This is a genomic window from Paenibacillus eucommiae (assembly GCF_017874215.1).
Taxonomy (GTDB): Bacteria; Bacillota; Bacilli; order Paenibacillales; family NBRC-103111; genus Paenibacillus_AI; species Paenibacillus_AI eucommiae.
The window spans coordinates 77,387-97,915 of sequence record NZ_JAGGLB010000024.1 but is presented as its reverse complement, the minus strand read 5'-3'; the positions used below and the strand labels follow the sequence as shown (position 1 = coordinate 97,915).

At 47.6% G+C, this 20,529-nt stretch carries 10 protein-coding genes; 8 read left to right on the top strand and 2 right to left on the bottom strand.

Features of this window, described 5'->3' with window-relative positions; translation table 11 throughout:
- Positions 1 to 50 precede the first annotated feature (50 nt).
- From J2Z66_RS28315 to J2Z66_RS28300, 4 genes are all read left to right on the top strand, one after another.
- Positions 51 to 1,757, top strand: coding sequence for an extracellular solute-binding protein (locus tag J2Z66_RS28315; protein ID WP_209976104.1), 1,707 nt, complete (start codon positions 51 to 53; stop codon positions 1,755 to 1,757).
- A 77-nt stretch (positions 1,758 to 1,834) separates the two neighbouring features.
- The gene (locus J2Z66_RS28310; protein ID WP_209976103.1) at positions 1,835 to 2,734 is read left to right on the top strand and encodes an ABC transporter permease; all 900 of its coding nucleotides are present in this window, start codon (positions 1,835 to 1,837) and stop codon (positions 2,732 to 2,734) included.
- Positions 2,735 to 2,748: 14 nt separating this feature from the next.
- Entirely contained in the window at positions 2,749 to 3,627 is an 879-nt protein-coding gene (locus J2Z66_RS28305; RefSeq protein WP_312894810.1) for a carbohydrate ABC transporter permease, read from the top strand.
- 33 nt (positions 3,628 to 3,660) lie between these two features.
- Complete coding sequence (locus tag J2Z66_RS28300; RefSeq protein ID WP_209976102.1) at positions 3,661 to 10,323, top strand: S-layer homology domain-containing protein; 6,663 nt, start codon at positions 3,661 to 3,663, stop codon at positions 10,321 to 10,323.
- Between the two features lie 735 nt (positions 10,324 to 11,058).
- On the opposite strand, the gene J2Z66_RS28295 is transcribed toward J2Z66_RS28300, so the two are convergent.
- Together J2Z66_RS28295 and J2Z66_RS28290 are read right to left on the bottom strand one after the other, a co-directional pair.
- Entirely contained in the window at positions 11,059 to 11,751 is a 693-nt protein-coding gene (locus J2Z66_RS28295) for a hypothetical protein (RefSeq protein ID WP_209976101.1), read from the bottom strand.
- Between the two features lie 93 nt (positions 11,752 to 11,844).
- Positions 11,845 to 13,266, bottom strand: coding sequence for an MDR family MFS transporter (locus J2Z66_RS28290; protein WP_209976100.1), 1,422 nt, complete (start codon positions 13,264 to 13,266; stop codon positions 11,845 to 11,847).
- 638 nt (positions 13,267 to 13,904) lie between these two features.
- On the opposite strand from J2Z66_RS28290, the gene J2Z66_RS28285 reads away from it, so the two are divergent.
- From J2Z66_RS28285 to J2Z66_RS28270, 4 genes are all read left to right on the top strand, one after another.
- Positions 13,905 to 14,717, top strand: coding sequence for a sugar phosphate isomerase/epimerase family protein (locus J2Z66_RS28285; protein WP_209976099.1), 813 nt, complete (start codon positions 13,905 to 13,907; stop codon positions 14,715 to 14,717).
- A gap of 42 nt (positions 14,718 to 14,759) precedes the next feature.
- Positions 14,760 to 16,106, top strand: coding sequence for a glycoside hydrolase family 1 protein (locus J2Z66_RS28280; RefSeq protein WP_209976098.1), 1,347 nt, complete (start codon positions 14,760 to 14,762; stop codon positions 16,104 to 16,106).
- 173 nt (positions 16,107 to 16,279) lie between these two features.
- Positions 16,280 to 17,866, top strand: coding sequence for a type 2 periplasmic-binding domain-containing protein (locus tag J2Z66_RS28275; protein ID WP_209976097.1), 1,587 nt, complete (start codon positions 16,280 to 16,282; stop codon positions 17,864 to 17,866).
- Positions 17,867 to 17,875: 9 nt separating this feature from the next.
- Positions 17,876 to 20,206, top strand: coding sequence for a helix-turn-helix domain-containing protein (locus J2Z66_RS28270; RefSeq protein WP_209976096.1), 2,331 nt, complete (start codon positions 17,876 to 17,878; stop codon positions 20,204 to 20,206).
- Positions 20,207 to 20,529 lie beyond the last annotated feature (323 nt).

Genomic DNA, 20,529 nt, shown 5'->3' with positions numbered 1-20,529 from the left:
TGTAAAGTTTAGATACACTCGAGTGTAAGCATCTAATAGGGGGACTTGAAATGAAAAGAAGCAAGGCCGCTCGGTATGTTTCATTGTTGTTATTTGCATGTGTGATCGCATTGATGTTAAGCGCTTGCAGCGGCGATAAGGAAGAGAATTCGGCGACTGGCTCTCCGCCTGCCTCGCAAGCTCCAGCCAGTAATGAAGGCGCAGGGACGGATACTGGGGAGGCCATCGATCCGCTGGGCAAATACGAACCGGCTATCCAATTGTCAATAAGCCGTGCCGATGAGGGATTCAAGTTCGAGCCCGGGCAGTCAATAGATAAGAATCTCGTTTACGATTTTTATGAGAGCGATCTGGGCGTCAAGCTGACGAATGAATGGGTTGTTCCGCAGGATCAATACGAAGGCAAAGTGAACGTCGCCATTTCCTCGGGGAGCATTCCTGATCTGGTCCTGGTCAACGGCACGCAATTGAAGAGTCTGATTGAAGCCGGCATGATTGAGGATTTAACGGAAGTGATCGGGAAGTATGCAAGTGAGGCTACACGCAAGAAACTTGATTCCGATGGCGGGTTAGCGCTTAATGCGGCTTCGGTTGACGGGAAGATTTACGCTGTACCCGCAATGACGCAAGGTTATTTGGAATCATCGATGATCTGGGTTCGCCAGGATTGGCTTGACAAGCTTGGACTGCAGCCGCCGAAAACGATTGACGATGTCATCAACATCGCGACCGCATTTGCCAAAAACGATCCTGACGGAAATAACGTCGACGATACGTATGGACTGGGATTAAGCAAAGAGCTGCAGGCCAACTTGTTCGGATTCATGAATAGTTACCACGCATATCCCGGCAAATGGATTCAGGGTGGAAGCGGCACAGCGGTGTACGGGAGCATCCAGCCGGAAATGAAAGCACCTCTCTTGAAACTTGCCGAATTGTACAAAAATGGAATCATCGATAAGGAATTTGGCGTCAAAGATGTCAGCAAAATGAAGGAAGCGATCGTGGCCGGGAAATTAGGCTTGTTCTACAACATGTTCGCGGCACCATTTGACGGCATTAAAGATCTGATTGTCAACGACCCGGACGCGGTATTGAACGCGTACCCGATTACTTCCTTCGACAATGCTCCGGCCAAAGCTTACCTTGGACCGACGGCGATCAATTATTGGGTTGTAAAGAAGGGCTATAAAAATCCGGAAGTCGTGGTGAAGCTCGCTAATTTCTACCAAGAGCATTGGCTGGTTCATCCTAAGCTTAAATATTCGACGAATCAGGAAACAGGCATCATGTACTACCCCTACACGATTGTTGGATTCGATTCTCCGATGGCGCACATTATCGAGCATGATGCAGTCAAAGCAGCCTTTGACGCGCAAATTCAGCCGGACGAGAAGTCGATGACTGCCAATGTATTCGGATATCTCCGCGGGCTTTATCGTTATACGGAGAATCGCAAGAACACGAAGGACCCGGAAATCGCGACCAGTTGGATCTATTATCAAACGTTCGGTACACCTCATAGCGGTACGGCCGTTCTGAAGCATTATTTCGATAATAATTTGCTCACGCCTACGGCATTGAAGGTTTCGTCCACGCCAACGATGGCCGAGAAGATGGCTACGCTGCTCAAGATGGAGAACGTCATGATGACCAAAATTATTCTCGGCGAAGCCGGGATCGAAGAATTCGATAAATACGTAGCCAATTGGAAAAAGCAAGGCGGAGATCAAATTACGCAGGAAGTGAACGAATAGTCAGCTGGCCGGAGGGAGGCTATTGATCGCCGGTAGTCTCCCTCTATGCGCATTTCGGGGCCGGGAGGGATGCAATCATGATATTCAGAAAATTAAGAAAAAACGGTTCCTTTCACATGATGCTGCTGCCGGGCATTGTTTTCGCGCTTATGTTCGCTTATGCGCCGATGGCGGGGCTTGTTATTGCGTTTCAAAAGTTTATTCCGAATCGGGGTTTCTTTCAGTCGAAATGGGTCGGATGGGATAACTTCGTCTACATGATGAATATGCCCGATATTTATCAGGTGATCTACAATACCGTGTTCATCGCGCTCATGAAAATCATTGCGGGACTTCTCGTACCGATTATCGTCGCACTATTGCTGAATGAATTGAAAAACAAATATTTGGCCAGGTCGGTGCAGACGATGATTTATTTGCCCCACTTTCTATCCTGGGTCATTCTTGGCGGCATTTTATTGGACATTCTTTCGATCCAAGGAGGAATCGTCAATCGGCTCATACAACTGTTCGGTCTAGATCCGATTTTCTTTCTAGGAAGCAATCAGTGGTTTCCGTTTACGCTCGTGATTTCGGAAGTCTGGAAAGAGTTCGGGTTTGCTACGATCATTTATTTGGCTGCGCTCACCAGCATTAATCCGGCTTTATATGAGGCAGCGAACATCGATGGGGCAAGCCGCTGGAAACAGACGATGCACATAACACTTCCAGGAATGATGCCGATCATCGTGCTGATGGGGGTGCTCAGTCTGGGCAATGTCCTGAATGCCGGCTTCGAGCAAGTGTTTATTTTATACAGCCCCTCCGTATATGAATCTGGCGATATTATCGACACCATGCTGTATCGGGTCGGATTTTTGGATGCCCAATACGGCGTGTCGACGGCAGTCGGACTTTTCAAATCGGTTATTAGCACGATCTTAATTACGACATCCTACTGGTTGGCTTATCGGTTCGCCAACTATCGCATTTTCTGAAAGGGGGCGGGAAGGTGCACAAGAACAAAAGCAACTCCCTTAATAAGGTCGGGTTGGTCATTAACATCATCATGATCCTGTTGGCAATTGTCTGCATACTGCCTTTTATTCATGTGCTGGCCTTTTCCCTGAGCAGTCCGGCAAAGGCCAATGCTGGCCTTGTTACCATTTGGCCTTTGGAGTTCAGTTGGGACGCGTATCACTACATCATGAAAGAGCCGAAATTTATGCAATCGTTCTGGATTTCGGTGCAGCGGGTTGTGCTCGGAGTATCGCTAGGTTGTTTGTTAACTGTAATAACCGCCTATCCGCTTTCGAAGGAAACGCGAAGCTTTCGCACCAGAACTGTGTACGTATGGTTTTTTGTCATCACGATGCTTTTTAGCGGTGGACTTATCCCTACTTATATTATCGTGAAAACCTACGGGCTGATCGATTCGCTCGGTGCGCTTATTTTCCCTGCGGCGCTCAACGTTTTTTTCGTTACGTTAATGCTGAACTTCTTTCGCGGTTTGCCTCACGAGCTTGAGGAATCTGCTGTTGTGGACGGGGCCGGGCAATGGAGGATTCTGTTTCGGATTTATTTGCCGCTGTCATTGCCTTCCTTAGCGACAATCGGATTGTTTACGACGGTCTTTCACTGGAACAGTTGGTTCGATGGGCTAATCTATATGAATAAATCGAGTCATTATCCGCTGCAGACTTACTTGCAAACGATCGTGACGAATCCGGACATGAGCAAGGTGGCGAATATCGGGGATGTGCTGGCAGTATCTTCGAGAACGGTAAAGACGGCTCAATTGATTGTAGGCATGCTCCCCGTTATTATCGTCTACCCGTTTCTGCAGCGTTATTTCGTGAAAGGCATGGTTATTGGCAGTGTAAAAGGATAAGGAGTGGTATTCAAATATGTGGAGGTGTTTCGGTTGTTACGATTGTTCAAAAAATGGATGTTTACACTAACAGCACTAGTTCTTATGGTTTCAAACTTCAATCTGATGGCGGTACCCGCTGTTTCTTACGCGGAAGCAGGTTCGTTTGAATACGTTGGGCAAGATTCGTTATTTTATACCTACGATACCCCAGATACCCTTTTTGGTGTAGCGGATGTAACGGCGTCTGACGGCTTGACGGCGAAAAAAGTAGTGAAAGCGGTAAATACGTGGGATTTCCAGCTGCGTATGACGAACGGAATATTTACAAATGACAAATTTGGCAATGCGACCGGAGTGTCGCCTTTCGTTCAAGGGAAGGCGTATGAGCTTTATGCAAGGGTGAAAGTGGACTTCAACAATGAAGACGCGCCAGGTTACGCTTTTTCTGTTGGCGTATATTCAATGTCTCAGAACAACTTTCCGCTTCCCGGAATTCGCGTGCCATTATCCCAATTGAATTCGAATGAATGGGCCGATATTAAGGTTGGCACCTATATCCCCTCCTTGAATGGGATGGATACTATTTATTTGTACACTGCCGACGGGATGGAGAATATCATATCGGCTATTTCTGTTGACAAGTTCTATTATTTGGAGGCGCCGGACAGCGTTCCGGTTATCAATATGGGTTGGGAGTTCCAGAACTCCCCGACATCCCATGCGGGAGAAACCTTATTTGTTCCTGTGACGACCGTTAATATCGCAGACGAAGAGCCATTGGACGTGAAAGTTACAAATAGCCAGGGCGAGCAGCAAAGTTTTGAAATTCAGTCCAATATCGTTCGTGGAAGTAATGCGAATATTAAAATTATCGTTCCTCAGCGTACCAAGGGCGGGATTTACAATGTCGAAGCAAGCTATCAGAATACTGCGATCAGCAGAGCAGCCTTTGAAGTAACGAACGCTCCTTTAATCATGCTTGACAGCATTCAAGGAACTCCCGTTTCCTACAATGGCGGCACGTTAGATGTAAGCGCAACGACCTTGAATATCGAAAATTTAGAGACCGTTGTTGTCCAAGTTTACGATGCGAATGGAATTGATGTGACTCAAGCTTCAGGTATCACCTCTACTGGGAACACCGTTTCAGGGGATGCTGTAGAGATGGCTGTTCAGATTCCGCCGTTCACGGCAGCTGGAACTTACACCCTGCAATTGGCTTATGGAGCCACGACTCACCAGGGGACTTTTGTTGTCCAGCAGGCACCTATAATTACGATCGGAACAGTGACCGGGGATCCCGTCGCAGCTTCAATCGGCGGCGAAATCGTCATCCCGGTGACAACGCAGCATATTGCGGATCATGAAAGTGTTGCCGTAGTCGTTCGAAATGAAGGCGGGCAAGTGCAAAATTTCCCGATAACCGGCACGGCGGTTGTTTCCGGCCAGGCGAATATTCATGTGACGATCCCGCCTGCAGCATCGGATGGCAACTATACAGCCGAAATTACTTACGCGAATATCCCGTCCAGCACAATTGCGTTTACCGTGACGGGAGTCCCTTATCTGAAAGCAGGCAATGTCATGAACAGTCCTGTTTCTTACAAGGGCGGGGAGATCCAACTGCCTGTTACTTCAGCTAATGTAGCGGATGGGGCTGCAATAGCTGTAACGATCAAAGACAATACCGGAGTCGATGTGACAGATGCTTTATCGTTTGCTGTCTCAGGGAATACGATTACGGCTAATGCAGCCCATGTTGTGATCGCAGTTCCGAACGGCACACCAGCAGGCGTGTATACGATAGAACTGGAAGGTTCGGGCGGAGTAAAAGCTGAAACGAGCTTTGCTGTGCAGGGGATTCCCGCAGCCAATATGCTGCCTGTCACAGGAAACCCGGTGTCTTATTCCGGCGGAACCCTGGTTATTCCGATAACGACGATGAATATTAGGGATAACGAAGATTTGTCGATTACTGTTATAGATAGTACAGGAACAGATCGGACTTCCTTGTTCGCGATTACGGGCAATAAGGTTGTCGCGAATCAAGCTGCTGTAAAGGTTATTGTGCCAGAAACGAATGCAGCACAGGACGCCATTTACACGGTGAACATTCATTATGACGGCTCCCAGCTCGACAGTACGCAGTTTCGTGTACGGGCTCGTCCCATCAGCGTGACTGGAGACTACACGATTGAAGACAGCAGCTTCCATTACAGTAATAACGCTGTAAGTGCAATTGACGGGACGGCCTCGGACGGATTCGCGGCAGCTATGGCAGGAGATAGCGCAAGCAGGGATATCGTATACAAGGACTGGGATTTCAGTATGCTTAAGCAGGCTGCCCCGTACGATGTTTATTTCAAGCTGAAAATGGATCGCGCCATAAGCGCTGGCGGCGGTGTCGTAAAAATTGGCGTATATGACGCAACTCAACAAAAGGATTTGATCCCGCCTCGAATAATCAACGTGTCCGATACAACGGAGGAGCAATGGGAAGAGTTCAGAGTGGGTACGATAAATCCGAATTACGGCGTCAACCGGCTTGAGTTCTATGTGGAAGGAATGGGGAACAACGGCGTCTCCGGCATTTATGTGGATCATATTGTACTGAAAGAAGTTGTGCCCCATGTGATCCAGAATGACCAGTTTACGCTTGGCAGCAACGCTTCGAATATACCAGACGGATTAACGCCCGATAACAGTGCTGCGAGAGTAATGAACGGAGTGAATGAAGAGGCGCCGTCTTTGGAAATCCCAATCGATGGAAGCAGCTTCGTTGCAGGCGACTATACGCTGCAATTGCTGGCAAACCCTGATCGTGTGCCAGGTATGGATTGGGATCTTGCTGTCGGGGATGTAATGGGCATATCTCTACATGATACGACGACAAATCAAGTGTTGGTCGCCAAAAAAATCTATAGCACGGCGCAAGCTCCTTTTACTATGAAGCTGGAGTACTACGGGGGTGGAGGGGTCGTGCTTCCGATTACGATCGATCCTTCTCATGAATATCTCGTTAAAATTTATTCGACTTCGAATGAGGAGAACTTCCCTTCATTTAGAGTAGACAGCGCAACGCTGACCAGGGTGCTTCCGGAAGTTTATTACGATCCGAACAAGTATAACAATGTGTACCCTTACAAGATTTCGCCGGCCAATCAAGATGGCATTAACGATACAGCTACCATTTATTACAGCATCCACGGATTGTATGAGCCTGGGAAAACCATTGATGTTAAGGTTTATGACGAGCAAGGGAATACGGTTAAGAAGATTGTAGAGGCAAGGGCAGATTGGACGTACGCGAAAGAGCAGTGGGACGGTACCAATGATCAGGGAAATAGGGTTGCAAACGGACTCTATACGATCGAAGTGAAACGGTCGGATGGTCGAATCTTTATGAGGAAAAACGTCCAGGTCATAAGCGGCGTGCAATTGACGAAGGCAGCCGTGAATCCTGCGCTCGACGATTTTCCTAAAGGCGTCTGGTATGAAGCTTGGAATATTCCGTATATCCCGGCGGATGCGGCCGCGTATCTGGATCGAACGTTCGCGGATTTAGTGGAAGCGGGAGTCGACACCGTATTTCTGGCCAACTGGCTGAAAAAGCCGGATATCTACGATATAACGCTGGAAAAGGCGGCCGAATATGGACTCAAGCTAATCGGTTTGCCTGACTCACATGAGCTGTTCAAGTTCTGGGAGGGTTACCACTATGACTCAGAAGCGATGCACGGAAACGATGAAGTTGCCATGTACAACGCGCTGGAAAAACACGTGAACAAAGCTTTGATATCCGAACATGCGGAACAACTGATCGGTTACTTATTGTTCGACGAGCCACGGAGTATGTATGTCCGTAACAAGGAGCGATTCCGGGACAATCTGTCCGTTATGAGAAGGATGCTGGAAAGTATAGATCCAATGCGGTTTACGGTCATTGATTATGCCATGCCTGAGGACGCGGAATATTTCTATCCTTCCAATTTGACGCAAGCGATGAGTCTGGATCTATACCCGGCTGCCAGTCCTTATCCAACACCGGGCAATTTCAAGCATATTGGAGCGTATCCGAATGCTTCATATGAAGAAAGTCTGGATGCATCTACCTTGCAAATCCGTAAAAACTTGACGAATGATGCACCGGTTTGGATGATTTTGCAAGCGTTTGGAGACGGCGGTGTGTTCAGGGATCCAAATCCTGCTGAAGTCAGGGCTATGACCTACGAAGCGATCGGCAGAGGTGCAAGAGGATTTACGTATTTCATGTACCAATCGACGATCCTCTGGAAAGGTATGGTCGACTATGACTATACGCGCCGTCCGGAAGATTATGATACGATCAAGCAGCTGCTGAGCGAAGTCGACGTGTTGAAGCCTACTATTCTAGATATGCGGAGAATCGCTAACGTCGCTGCGACAACGGGCGGTGGCGGCGGAGCTACAACGCTGCCGCCAGATCCGGGTTACCTAAGTGCTGACGTTACAACCCATGAAAGCGTGAGTACGCCGAATAAGTATATCGTGGTCGTCAATCATAATGCGGAGGCTGAGGATGACGTGACGATCACCATCGATCGTGCGAAGCTCGGAATGAATGTCAAATCGGTTGTGGAAGTGAGCAAAACGGACGGCAGCGAATCGGAAATCGGATTCCAGACAACATCGGATAGCTATATCCTGTCTGATGTGAATTTCGCAGCCGGCGACGGGAAAATATTCAAGCTTGTCAAGGACGACGAGCAGATTGTCAAAGAAGTTCAAGATCAGTTCTTCGGAACATGGGCATCCGGCAGTAGTAAAGGTGTGGCCGATCTGTCTGCGTCTGACGGCAAGACGGCCATGAAGGTTGTTGGTGACAGCAACTTTCCGATGGATTTCTACAGCTATGTGAGCGATGCAGATCTTACTGTAGATCAAACCTACGATGTGTATGCACGAGTAAAGGTCAATTACACAACAGCGTTATTGGCTGATGTGGTTAACGGGCCGTCCTTTCCGAAGCCTCAAGGAGATGCCTTTACCGTTGGCATGGATTACGGCGCGGGAGGTACCATTCTGTCTCCGACAATCGTTCCTGCGAGCAGCATGGAGAACATGTTCTGGACGGACGTGAAAGTCGGACAGTTCACGGCAACGGCGGACAATGTCGCCCAGGAAGCATCGTATGTGTATGTGTCGCCTGCAAATAACAAGGCGAATATCGAATCTATATACGTAGATAAGTTTTACTTCGTTGAAGCGGGAGAGCATGTGTCCATCGAGCTGGGTGCTCCCGCTCCACAGGCTTTGGTGAAGGGCACTGCAGGTACAGTTACGATTCCTGTTACGACTGCCGGCATTATGGCAGGTGAAAGCTTGCCGGTAACCGTAAAAAACAGCTCCGGCAGCGTACAAAACTTTGCGGTAACAGGGAATACGGTGCAGACGAATCAATCCTCTCTCTCAATCGCTGTTCCTGCAGCAGCTGTTAAAGGGTTGTATACAGTTGAGGTTAGTTATGGCAATACGACAAGAACGGCAACGTTTCAAGTTACAGAAGTTGAAACAGAACCGAAACCAGAACAAGAGCCTAAGCCTGGTACTAAACCTGGTTCAAATCAAGGGGACATCGACAAAGAAGTCAAAGGTGACAATGTGCTGAAAGTAACTCTTTCTCCTCAGAAGCTGAATGAGCTGCTCGCAGCCGCAAAACCGAATGAAAACGGGATTGTTGACCTCGTGTTGGACTATACGAAAAATGAAGCGATGAAGGAGATTCAAATAACCTTAACGGATGTCAGCGAATGGCTGTCCAATTCGGATAAACGTGCAAATCTTTTTATTAAGACCAACTTTGGTACGGTAAAAGTGAACAAAGAATCGATCCGCAAGCTTGCAACGAACACTGCTGATCGAATCACGTTTGTCATTCGGAAAGGAAGCTTGATCATCGAGTGTCTGGTTAATGATAAACCGGTCGATTGGACGGACGAAGAGCATCCGCTGCAAGTCGAAGTGAACCGGGAGATCAAGCCGGGAGAGAACAGCGATTACATCGTTGCTTATCGAGAGAGCGGCGGGTCGAAAGCAATTATTCCCCAGAGCGTTTACGCAAACGGCAAAGTGGCATTCTGGACCGCGCAAAGCGGAACTTTCGATGTCTTTCATAATGAGAAGTCTTTTGCGGACACGAAAGGGCATTGGTCCGATCGGGCAGTGAAGTATATGGCTGCGCGGGAAGTCATTCAAGGCATTGGGAATAACGCCTTCTTGCCTGAGGCAGCGGTCACTCGTGCGGATTTTGTCACGATGCTCGTTCGTATGTTGGGGCTGACAGGAGCGGAGACGGATTCTTTCAGCGACGTGAGCAGCGGCGATTACTACGCGAAAGAGGTGGCAACAGCCAAGGCATTACAGCTAATACAAGGTACCGGAAAAAATGAATTCAAACCGAAAGCACAAATAACCCGCCAGGAAATGTTCACTATAGCTGAACGCGCTTTGCGAAAGCTGGATATGTTGAACGATAAACCGGGCAATGCTGATCTCAGCCAGTTTAAGGATGCCAATGCGATATCCGACTATGCTCGCGACAGCATCTTAGCCTTGTATGAGAAGGGTTTGGTCAATGGAGCGGGCGGTAAGATAAACCCTGTGAAGCATGCAACACGAGCAGAAGCTGCGCAGTTTCTTATGAATGTTCTTGTAGAAATAACTTTGAGGGATTAGCGGCAAAAGAGTAGCAAAAGGGAAATTAGCTGGTTGTTGTCGAGAAACGCATATTCAAGCAAAGAGGACGCTAAATCTAGCGTTCTCTTTGCTGTGTACCTTCTGCCGGCAGTCTGTTTGAGCGTGACACTTCGGCACTTTGTAGCTGAGAGGGAAGGAAAGCAATGGAATGTGGGGAGGATGAGCGTTTGTAGCCACCTAGTAGCAGCCGCCCTCCGCCGAAATAAGCGTGTGCTTGACTTAACGATGTTTTTCATCGTTAAAGTAAATTTTTCCAGGCCAATCATCACTTTAATGATGATTTTCATCGTTAAAAGAGGTCGGATAGCCTGTCTGAAGGCTAACAAGGGAGTTTAACGATGTTTTTCATCTTTAAATTACGGGTGTGGAGCCGACCTTATGCTTTTAACGATGAAAATCATCGTTAAAGTAGCAGATCCTGCTCAGCTGTGCGTTCTTCAGTCCGAGCGGCCTGGCCCGCGGGGAAATCTCCTCGTATCAAGAGAAAAAACCTTGCTGGCTGTCCATTTGAGCTTGGTTTTCGTGCGATTGCAGCCATTCCCTCCCCTAACCACCCAACTTCACGAACACGCACATCAAAGGACGCCACAAGGGACTGTTGACAAAAGCCAATTTTTCGAAAAAAGACTTTTAGATTCCCAGTGTTTATGCGGGTTCTCAAACGTCAATTTCGTCAAAAAGGTAATTTGTCAACAGTCCCACAAGGCGATTTTCTTAACAATCAGGTCGTTGAGCACATTGAATCTCTAATAAGTCCATTTTCAACTGCCCAACTTTTATGAACATATCTTTATAGAACTTCGGGTTAATCCTATACCCTTCTATAAACTCGTTCTGCTGATATACGGACATGTATAGTTCATTCTGATAAACATAGATCGCCAAGGCATCACTTTCTTTATCCAGAATATCAACAGGTTTAGTAAAATAAATGACCATATATTCTCCTAGTTCATCGGGGGGGTTACGATTTAACAAAACAATTTTGTTGTCGATTTCAACTTCTTCTCTAATAAGAAAACGATTTTTAACATCTTCAACATTAAACAAGTTATGAAGAAACGCCATCATGTATAAATCAAAATCCGAAAGCTGCCTACCACCCATTCTTGAATGAAAATAATGTTTGATAATTTCATTTTTCTCTACCAAGGACATATTTAGGAATTGTATGATACTAATCTGATTCGAAACATGCGGTGAATTCGTCTGTATCCTTCTTACTTCTGATTGAAGCTCAGCAATCATCTTGTTGCTTTCTTTGGTTACTTGCATATTTTCATCCATTTTTGTTTGAACTTCTTTCATAAGTTCCTCGTTACCTTGTGGCGATTTTTCACAACCCAATAATAGAAGGACACAAATCAAGGAAATGAACGATGGTTTAAAATTTAAAAAAGTTTTCAATCACATCACCTCCGAGAATAGTTAATCTTACTATTTATTAACATCATTTACCAATGAAAGGTTGCTGCAATCGTTGAAAATATGTAAGTGCAGTTAATGTTGCATAGGCGGTTTCTTTAGAAACAAGCCAAGAATTAAGGCAACTATAGCCAGAACAAATTCGATGTGAAAAACGGTTTGCAGACCGGTCACCAAGCTTTGTGCCTTCTCGTGCGTCGCGGTAGGATCGGGTGAAAGGTGAAGGTAACGGCTAGCCCCCGACGACATGATTCCGATGAACAGAGTGATGCCAATTCCCCCCGCAATCTGTTGAAACGTATTGTAAATGGCTGTGCCGTGGGGGAACAGGTGCTGCGGAATTTGATTTAACCCTATCGTCTGTATCGGCATTACGACGAGCGATATGCCTAAGAACAATAAGATGTGATTGAACATAACGATACTTTGCGTGGTTGCCGTGTCGATGCCGGTGAACAGCCACAACGATATAGTGATCAGTAACAGTCCGGGCACAATCACGAACCTCGGCCCCAATTTATCGAATAATTTCCCCGCCACTGGCATCATCATCCCATTCAGCATGCAACCAGGTATTAGAAGCAAACCCGTCGCGAATGCCGTCAAATGCATGACATCCTGTATATAGATTGGCAATAATGTCGTTGTGGCGAACAGAATCATCATCAGGAGCACAACCAGAACCGCAACCAGTGAAAACACAGGATACCGGAAAACCGCCAAATCAATCAACGGCTCTTTGATCACGAGCTGTCGCCATATAAGTAAGAGTAAGAATAGACTGCCAATGATAATCATCCCATAACCTTCAGGATCTCCCCAGGCACCTGTTCGGCTAAACCCGTAAGTGACGCAGCCGAAACCGGCTGTTGAAAGCAGGATGGACAAGATATCGACTTTGGGCTTGGATAGTTCCGTCACGTTTTTCAAGTATGCAGCTGCGTATACGATTGAAAATAGTGCAACAGGAATCACCAGGTAAAACAGCCAGCGCCAATGCAAGGTATCGATGATCAAACCCGACAAGGCTGGCCCTATAACGGGTGCGACCATAATGACCAGTCCCATGAGCCCCATGGCGGCGCCGCGGCGTTCCGGAGGATAGAGGGCGAGAATCGTATTCATCATAATTGGGACCAACAGTCCCGTCCCGCATGCCTGCACAACTCGACCAAGCAGCAAGATGCTGAATCCCGGGGAAACTGCACTTAAGCAGGTACCAGCCAGAAATAACACCATCGCGGACATAAACATCTGGCGAGTTGTAAACCATTGCTGCAGTAGGGCGGTCACTGGCACCAGTATGCCGATCACAAGCATATAACCTGTCGTTAGCCATTGGATAGTTGCAGCGTCAACGTTGAATTCCCGCATCAACCCGGGGAGTACAGTAGTGAGCAAATTTTCGTTGAGAAACGCAACAAACGTTCCGATGAGCAGAGCGGCTAACATCGGCCCTCTCTTTATTCCACTTGCTTTTTGAAGCGATTTGTCCATTTTTCTTCTCCCCCTGTATGATCGTTACATACTATTGTTCGTAGATCCCATTTGACCTGATGAATATTTTACGTGAATCTGACTGAATTGGAAAAAGCGAAATAAGTCTGCAAACCCGGAAATTCGTTCATTCTTGGAAACTTCGGGGGAGGTCCCCCATGATGTCGTTTATTCGCACATGATACCTTGACAGGAGGGGCTTAGGAGATTATGATAACGTGCCGGTCATTTCTATAAAGTAAATGAGAAGGTGAGAAGCTGGGGCAGATGCTGTTTAAAGGAGCGGATTTACCTCAAAGCTTGGCGTGCGGGATATGATCACACATGTTGGATTTATTTCCTGAGGACCCAGGATATCAACGGTAGCGCGACTTGTGGGGACATTTTATCAGCCAAACAACTGCGAAATTACCGCGATGTCAAAAATATCGCATAACAAAAAAGTAGACGATTGAACAACGGGTTGGCTTTTTTTACACTATGGGTGTCGCTTTCATTAACATAAGGTCAAACGAGAGGGGTTCTATGGAAAAAAGTGGTAAATGGAGAGGCTGAGGTGAACGCAGTGGATATTTGCTTAGTGGGCCATTGAGGCCACCTCTCCACCTCAAACAAATGGCTAAGGAGCAGATACACATATGGAACTAGGACTACTTGTTGTTCTTAAACCTTCGATTAGAGAAGAAATCCGTAAAGTGAGTGAACTCGGCTTTGCCACATGCCAGTTAAGTTGTTGGGATGAGTCGTTGTTCACTGATGAAATGATCGCCGAAATTCAGCAAGCGTGTGCCGAATATAAGGTAAAAATAAGTCATATCTGGTGTGGCTGGCTGGGGCCGCAAAGCTGGAATTTGATTGATGGCCCTTCTACGTTGGGGCTTGTTCCAGAAGCTTATCGCGACAGCAGGCTGCAGATGCTGCTTAAAGGTGCGGATTTTACCGCAAAGCTTGGTGTGCAGGATATGATTACACATGTTGGGTTTATTCCTGAGGATCCGGGAGACCAGCGTTATCGCAGTTTATTGACTTGTTTACATTATTTGGCCATATATTGCAAGGGGAAGGGCATTCATTTTCTGTTCGAGACAGGCCAGGAAACACCAGTTACGCTGCTGAGGGTCATCGAGGATTTGAATACGGGCAATCTCGGAATCAATTTGGACCCGGCTAATCTGATTTTGTACGGTAAAGGCAATCCGGTGGATGCACTGGATGTATTTGGCTCGTACGTCCGCGGTGTTCATGCCAAGGACGGGATGTATCCTACCAATGGCAGAATGCTGGGCCTTGAGGTTCCAATCGGTCAGGGGAAGGTGGACTTTCCTTCACTGGTCGGCCGCTTGAAGGAGCTCGGCTACGAAGGTCCATTGACGATAGAAAGAGAAATCGAGGGAGACGAGCAGATCAGGGACATTTTGTCAGCCAAACAACGGCTTGAGCAGCTGTTGTAGGAGCTGTTAGACGCATACTTTTGTTGAGGGGAGAAAGCTTCAATGATACGTTTTGAATTTCCGCCATCATTTCTGTGGGGAGCCGCATCTTCCTCCTTTCAGATCGAAGGAGCGGCGGAAGAGGGCGGACGAGGACCGAGCATATGGGATGCAGCTGCGCGTGATTATCCGGAACGATTCTGGAACGGTCATTCACCGCAAACGGCAGCTGATTTCTATCACCACTTTGTAGAAGATATCAAAGGGATGAAAGAACTGGGTCTGACCTCGTTCCGGCTCTCCCTCAGCTGGTCCAGAATTATTCCGCAGGGCCTCGGGGAAATCAACGAAGCAGGGCTGATCTTCTATGATCAGGTAATTAATGAACTTCTCGCGGCAGGTATCGAGCCCTTCGTCGATTTGTATCATTGGGATTTGCCGCAAGCATTGTCGGACAACGGAGGGTTCAAGAATCCGCAAATCGTTACTGATTTTGCGAGATATGCAGAAATATGCTTCAAACGTTTCGGTGATCGTGTGAAGCGATGGAGTACCATGAATGAGCCTTCTGTTATGGCTTTTGCCTCGTATAGAGACGGTGTTTATCCGCCGTTCGAAACGGATATGGAATCAGCGCTTTTGGCTGCCCATCATATGATACTGATGCATTACGAAGCGGTAAGAATGTATCGTTCTCTTGGGCTAACAGGAGAAATCGGAGCTGTAATCGCTGTAGTGCCTGTGTATCCGCACACGCATAGCCCGAATGATCGGGCGGCAGCGCAGCGGCAATTTGATTTTGTGTGCGGGTGGTGGCTTCAGCCGATGTTGGAAGGCAGCTACCCGGCATCCGTGCTCGAATGCCCCGAAGTTGGTGCACTTATGCCGGCAGCATTTCGGCAGCAGCTTCTACAGAGTTTCGAGCCGATGGATATGATCGGTTTGAACTATTACAGTCCTGCCAGATGCGCTTATGATCCCGCAGCGTTTCTGCAAGCGACGGACGTGCGCAATTTTTACGCCCAAAGCGATTACGGATTTCTGACATATCCCCAAGGGTTTTATGATATTTTGGTTTATGTTAAAGAGAAATACAACAATCCGAAGGTCTATATAACGGAAAACGGTATTGGCCAAGATACCGTCAATCAGGAAACGGAACGATTGCTGCAGGATGATGAGCGAATCAGCTACGTTCGTGAACATCTGCGGGAGCTCTCGCGCGCAATACGTCAAGGCTGCAATGTTCATGGGTACTATCACTGGTCCTACCTGGACGACTACGAAGCCACTTCAGGCTATCGTTACCGCTTCGGTCTGGTACATGTCGATTTTCTGACTCAAAGCAGAGCATTTAAACGAAGCTGGTATTATTACCAAAGTGTAATCACGGAGAGAGCGGTTGATTGAATGAGCCATTTTGGCAGTATACAAGGTATGTGAAATCTTGTATGCTAGTTTAATAATGTAGTCTAGGTACTGAAGCTCTCGTCTTTGTTGCCAGCGACTTTGACGTTCGAGGTCCATAACCTAGTTATGGACCTTTCATAGTATATAGCACTTTGGATAGTGGGAGGGACTGTATGAGACTCTCGTTTTTGTTACTGTTGTTAATACTGTTGATCTTTACTTTGCCCTCCGTCAAACACACTTCTGTTAAAGATGGGAGCTTGGTCTTCGAGCGTGGTACAACCTTACAAGGGCAGCCCTTAGCACTTAAAGCATTCTCTCCTTATCCGCCTGACGTGTCTTCCGAATGGTCCCGTCTTATGCTGTGGACCGAGTATGAGCGTAAAAGCGGCATTCATATTGATTGGGAGTTAGTCCCCGTCAACAATTTGATTGACCGGCGCGACCTTGTGCTGGCTGGCGAGGATCTGCCGGATTTCTTCTACGCCTCGCAGTTCACGATTTTGGACTTAATGAAGTATGGGGAAGCAGGCATCCTCATTCCCTTAGAGGATTTAATTGCGAAAGAGGCTCCAAATTTCAGTAGGCTGCTTGAGCAGTATCCGGAATGGCGCAAAGCGATCACGATGCCAGATGGGCATATCTTTGCACTGCCACAGCTGTTCGATCCGTCTTTTGTCTCTCTTCTGGCCGCACAGAAGCTATGGATCAAGCGAGACTGGCTTGAACGGCTCGGAGTATCGTTTCCCCAGGATATAGAACAGTTTCGCAATCTACTAAAGCTAATCAAGACGACAGATCTGAATGAGAATGGTGTACTGGATGAAACCCCGTTCTTGTTTCAGGAAATCAGTACTTTGGTCAATTATTTGCGCGGCGCATGGGGGCTCGGCAATCGCGGATCTACTCATCTGTACGTTGATATTGAACCGCTTACAAATGAACTCCGGTTTATTCCAGCCGATCCCAAATACAAGGAATTGCTGCAATACATCCATTCGTTATATGCTGAAGGGCTTATCGGCAAGGAGGTTTTTTCTTTGTCCAATAATGAGTTTGTATTGAAGGCGGAGCAGGGCAAGCTGGGCGCATTTATCGGAGTCGGACCCACTGCATTTAATGGAAAGGGGTATGAGGGCTCTGAGGTACTGGCCGGCCCTTACGGGGATCGATTGTATTCTTTGGCTTATCCCTCCGTTGTGATGCCTGGCTCCTTCGCCATCACATCGCATAACCTGCACCCGGAAGAAACTTTGCGCTGGGCAGACTATTTCTTTGGAGATGAAGGGAACCGGATGTTTTTTATGGGCTTTGAGAATATCACCTACCAAACAAAAGAAGACGGAGAACTTGCCTACCTGGATCATATCGTGCATCCGTCCGAGGGCATGAACATCAATCAGACGGTTGGCGGCTATCTCGTTTGGCCCGGGACCGCTTATCCGGGGATTGTCCGTTCAGCCACCTTCAAAGGCGCGGAAGGAACCAAAGAAGCGGTTGCCGCAGCGGAAAAAATCAAACCTTTTATGCCGGTGGAGATTTGGCCTCAGTTCGTGTATACGAAAGATGAAGCGGATCAAATGAATGCCTTGCTGCCGAATTTGTCGAGCTATTTGTATGAAATGCAGATCAAGTTTGTAAGCGGGGACGTTCCTTTTACGGAATGGGACGAATATTTGCGTACGCTGGATCGTCTCGGATTGCCCCATTTCATGGAGCTCTACAAACGGGCTTACGAGCGTTACAAGCATACCGGGTGAGGTGAACCTATGGCGAGATCAAGAAGATTTTACGGCTATTTATTATCCTATATGGTTATCGTTACGCTTTCGCTGCTTGTATTCGGGAGTCTGGCTTACCGGATTTTTATGTCATCTCTTGGGCAGGAGATCGAGAAGTCAGGCGTTTCGCAGCTCCTGCAGGTCAGAGATATCATCGAAACACGGATGCTTGAAATGAAAAGAATAGCAGTGCGGATCTCTCTGAACCCTGCGCTTACTTCGTACACCATTGACGGCGGAGGATACCAGCTGATGGAAACCAAACGGATTTTAAACGATTATATGTCCTCAAACGGCTTTATTTCCGATATCGGCATCTACTATATGTCGCGCGAGGATGACATGATTTTCGGGGCGAGAGGGAATTATGCAGTCGATACGTATTTCGATGCCGTCTATCGTTATGCGACCTGGAAAGCTGCGGATTTTCAGAAGGAATCATACGCGCTAAATTCGCCGGTGATGCGGCCGCTTCAGTCTGTGGTGGTGAATCGCTCGGATCAAAGAAGTCTTGCGACATACCTTTATCCGATTCCAGCCAATGCGAGCAAGCCGTACGGTGTCGTTCTTTTTCAAATCGAAGAGCGAACGTTCGGCAATTTATTGGGCAATGCGTTGAGGGGGAACAAAGGTTACGTTTATGTGCTTGACGGCGGTGGCCAGATGGTGGCTGCTGCAGGAGCCATACCGGGTTTCGCAAATGGAGAGGAATTTCTGGGCGAGATCAGCGCGGATCGGATTCCTCAGGGCATGTCCAGCTATGGCATAGACGGATTGGATTACAGACTGGTGAAGCTCACTTCTGAATTCAACAACTGGACTTATATCATCGCTCTTCCAGCCAATCAGCTTCTGACAGGCGTTTATAAGGCAAAAGCATTGTTTTTTGGATTATTGACAGGCATTCTGCTTGCTGGCATGCTCATGTCGGTATTTTTTGCAATACGAAATTACAGACCGCTTCAAGCATTAGCCGGTCATGTGCGGCAGCATCGCGGCTATGACGCTACCCCTCCGGGAAGAAAGGACGAGTTTCAGCTAATTTCCAATATCATGGATGAGGTGACTGAAGAAAATAGGGAGCTTCAGACCCGAATCAAGACACAGGCCGCACTTGTGAAGGAAAGGATGTTAGGCAGGCTGCTTGAGGATGCGTTTGCCAATCATGAAGAGCGAAATGAAGCGCTTCGTGTTTGCGGACTTACAGTTTCCTCAGAGCATTTCCGGGTTATCGTTTTTGATATTGATGATCACGAAGGGTTTATGAGGAATACGCCCCGGCCATCTGTAGACGTTATGCTCTTCAGCCTTCGCCATATGGTGGAGGATTTAGCTTGCGAAGTTACCGAAGCACAGTGCTGTGCTGCCTTGGAAAGAGGTGGGCAGCGGGGGGTATCGCTCGTTTTTCAAGGCGGCAGCGGAACAACGGAGCTTACCATTCGGGAGATGACACAGCGCGCGAGTCTGTTCTTCCAGCAAGCCGCCGGCTATACGCTTACAGCCGGAATCGGCTGCGAATATAGCGCTGCCAGCCGGATCAAGGATTCTTTCGCCGAAGCGCAGCATGCGGCCCGGTACCGGTTTATGCGAGGCGGCAACCGTCCATTTTTCTATTCCGAAATGATGGATTTGGAAATGAGGAATCTGCGCTTGCCGCTAGATCGTGTGGACGCGAATGTAGAAATGGCGCTGAAGCAAGGCAGCGAGGAGAAAATGAAATCATACATCGTACAAATTGTTGAGCGGCTGTCGGCACCAGGCGTTTCCATCGAGACAGCGGAGAACCTTACGACCGATTTCGCGATGACTTTATGGAAGGCTGCCTCCGACATCGGCATCTTGACGGACAGCTCCGCCCACCTAAAGATGGAAGAGTCGCTGAATGAGAAGTTCGAGACGATCAGTCTCTGGGGACAGAGAATGGAGGACATTTGCAGCGAGTTGTGTCAGATGATTCTCGATAACCGGAAGTCGAAGAACGATCAGCTGTATCCGAAGCTTATAGCTTACATTCAGCAGAATTTTGCGGATAATATGCTGTCGCTGGACAAGATCGCTGATAGCTTTGGTATTTCCAGCAGCTACGCCACGCGCTATTTCAAGGAGCAGACGGGGTATTCGCTTATGCAGTATCTCGATCTTGTCCGTATGAACGAAGCCAGGGAGCTGCTGCGCCAATCGGATGTCATACTGAAGGGAATTATTCCGCAGGTCGGCTATGTGGATGAGTCTCACTTCATCCGTAAATTCAAAAAACATGAGGGAGTTACGCCTAACGAGTATCGAAATACACACCGGGGAGGCTCCCGGGTTATTTAATCTGATTGATGCCATTTTGTTATGCTGCAGCGACGGTTCCAGATGAACCGGTCCGGGAGCTCCTTTGGGAGCTCTTTTTCTTTGGCGAACAAAGGTCAGAAATGCCAGTAAAACATATCCCATACACCGGATTTTCTGCGATTCAGCAGCTCAGATGGCTGAAATTGCGGCGATGTCAAAAATATCACATGACAAAAAAGTGGACCATTGAACAACGGGCTGGCTTTTTTTACACTGGGGATGTCGCTTCAATGAACCTAAGCTTAAACGGGGAGGAGATCTATGGAGAAAGCTGATGAAAGGGGAGGCTGAGGAATTTCGCA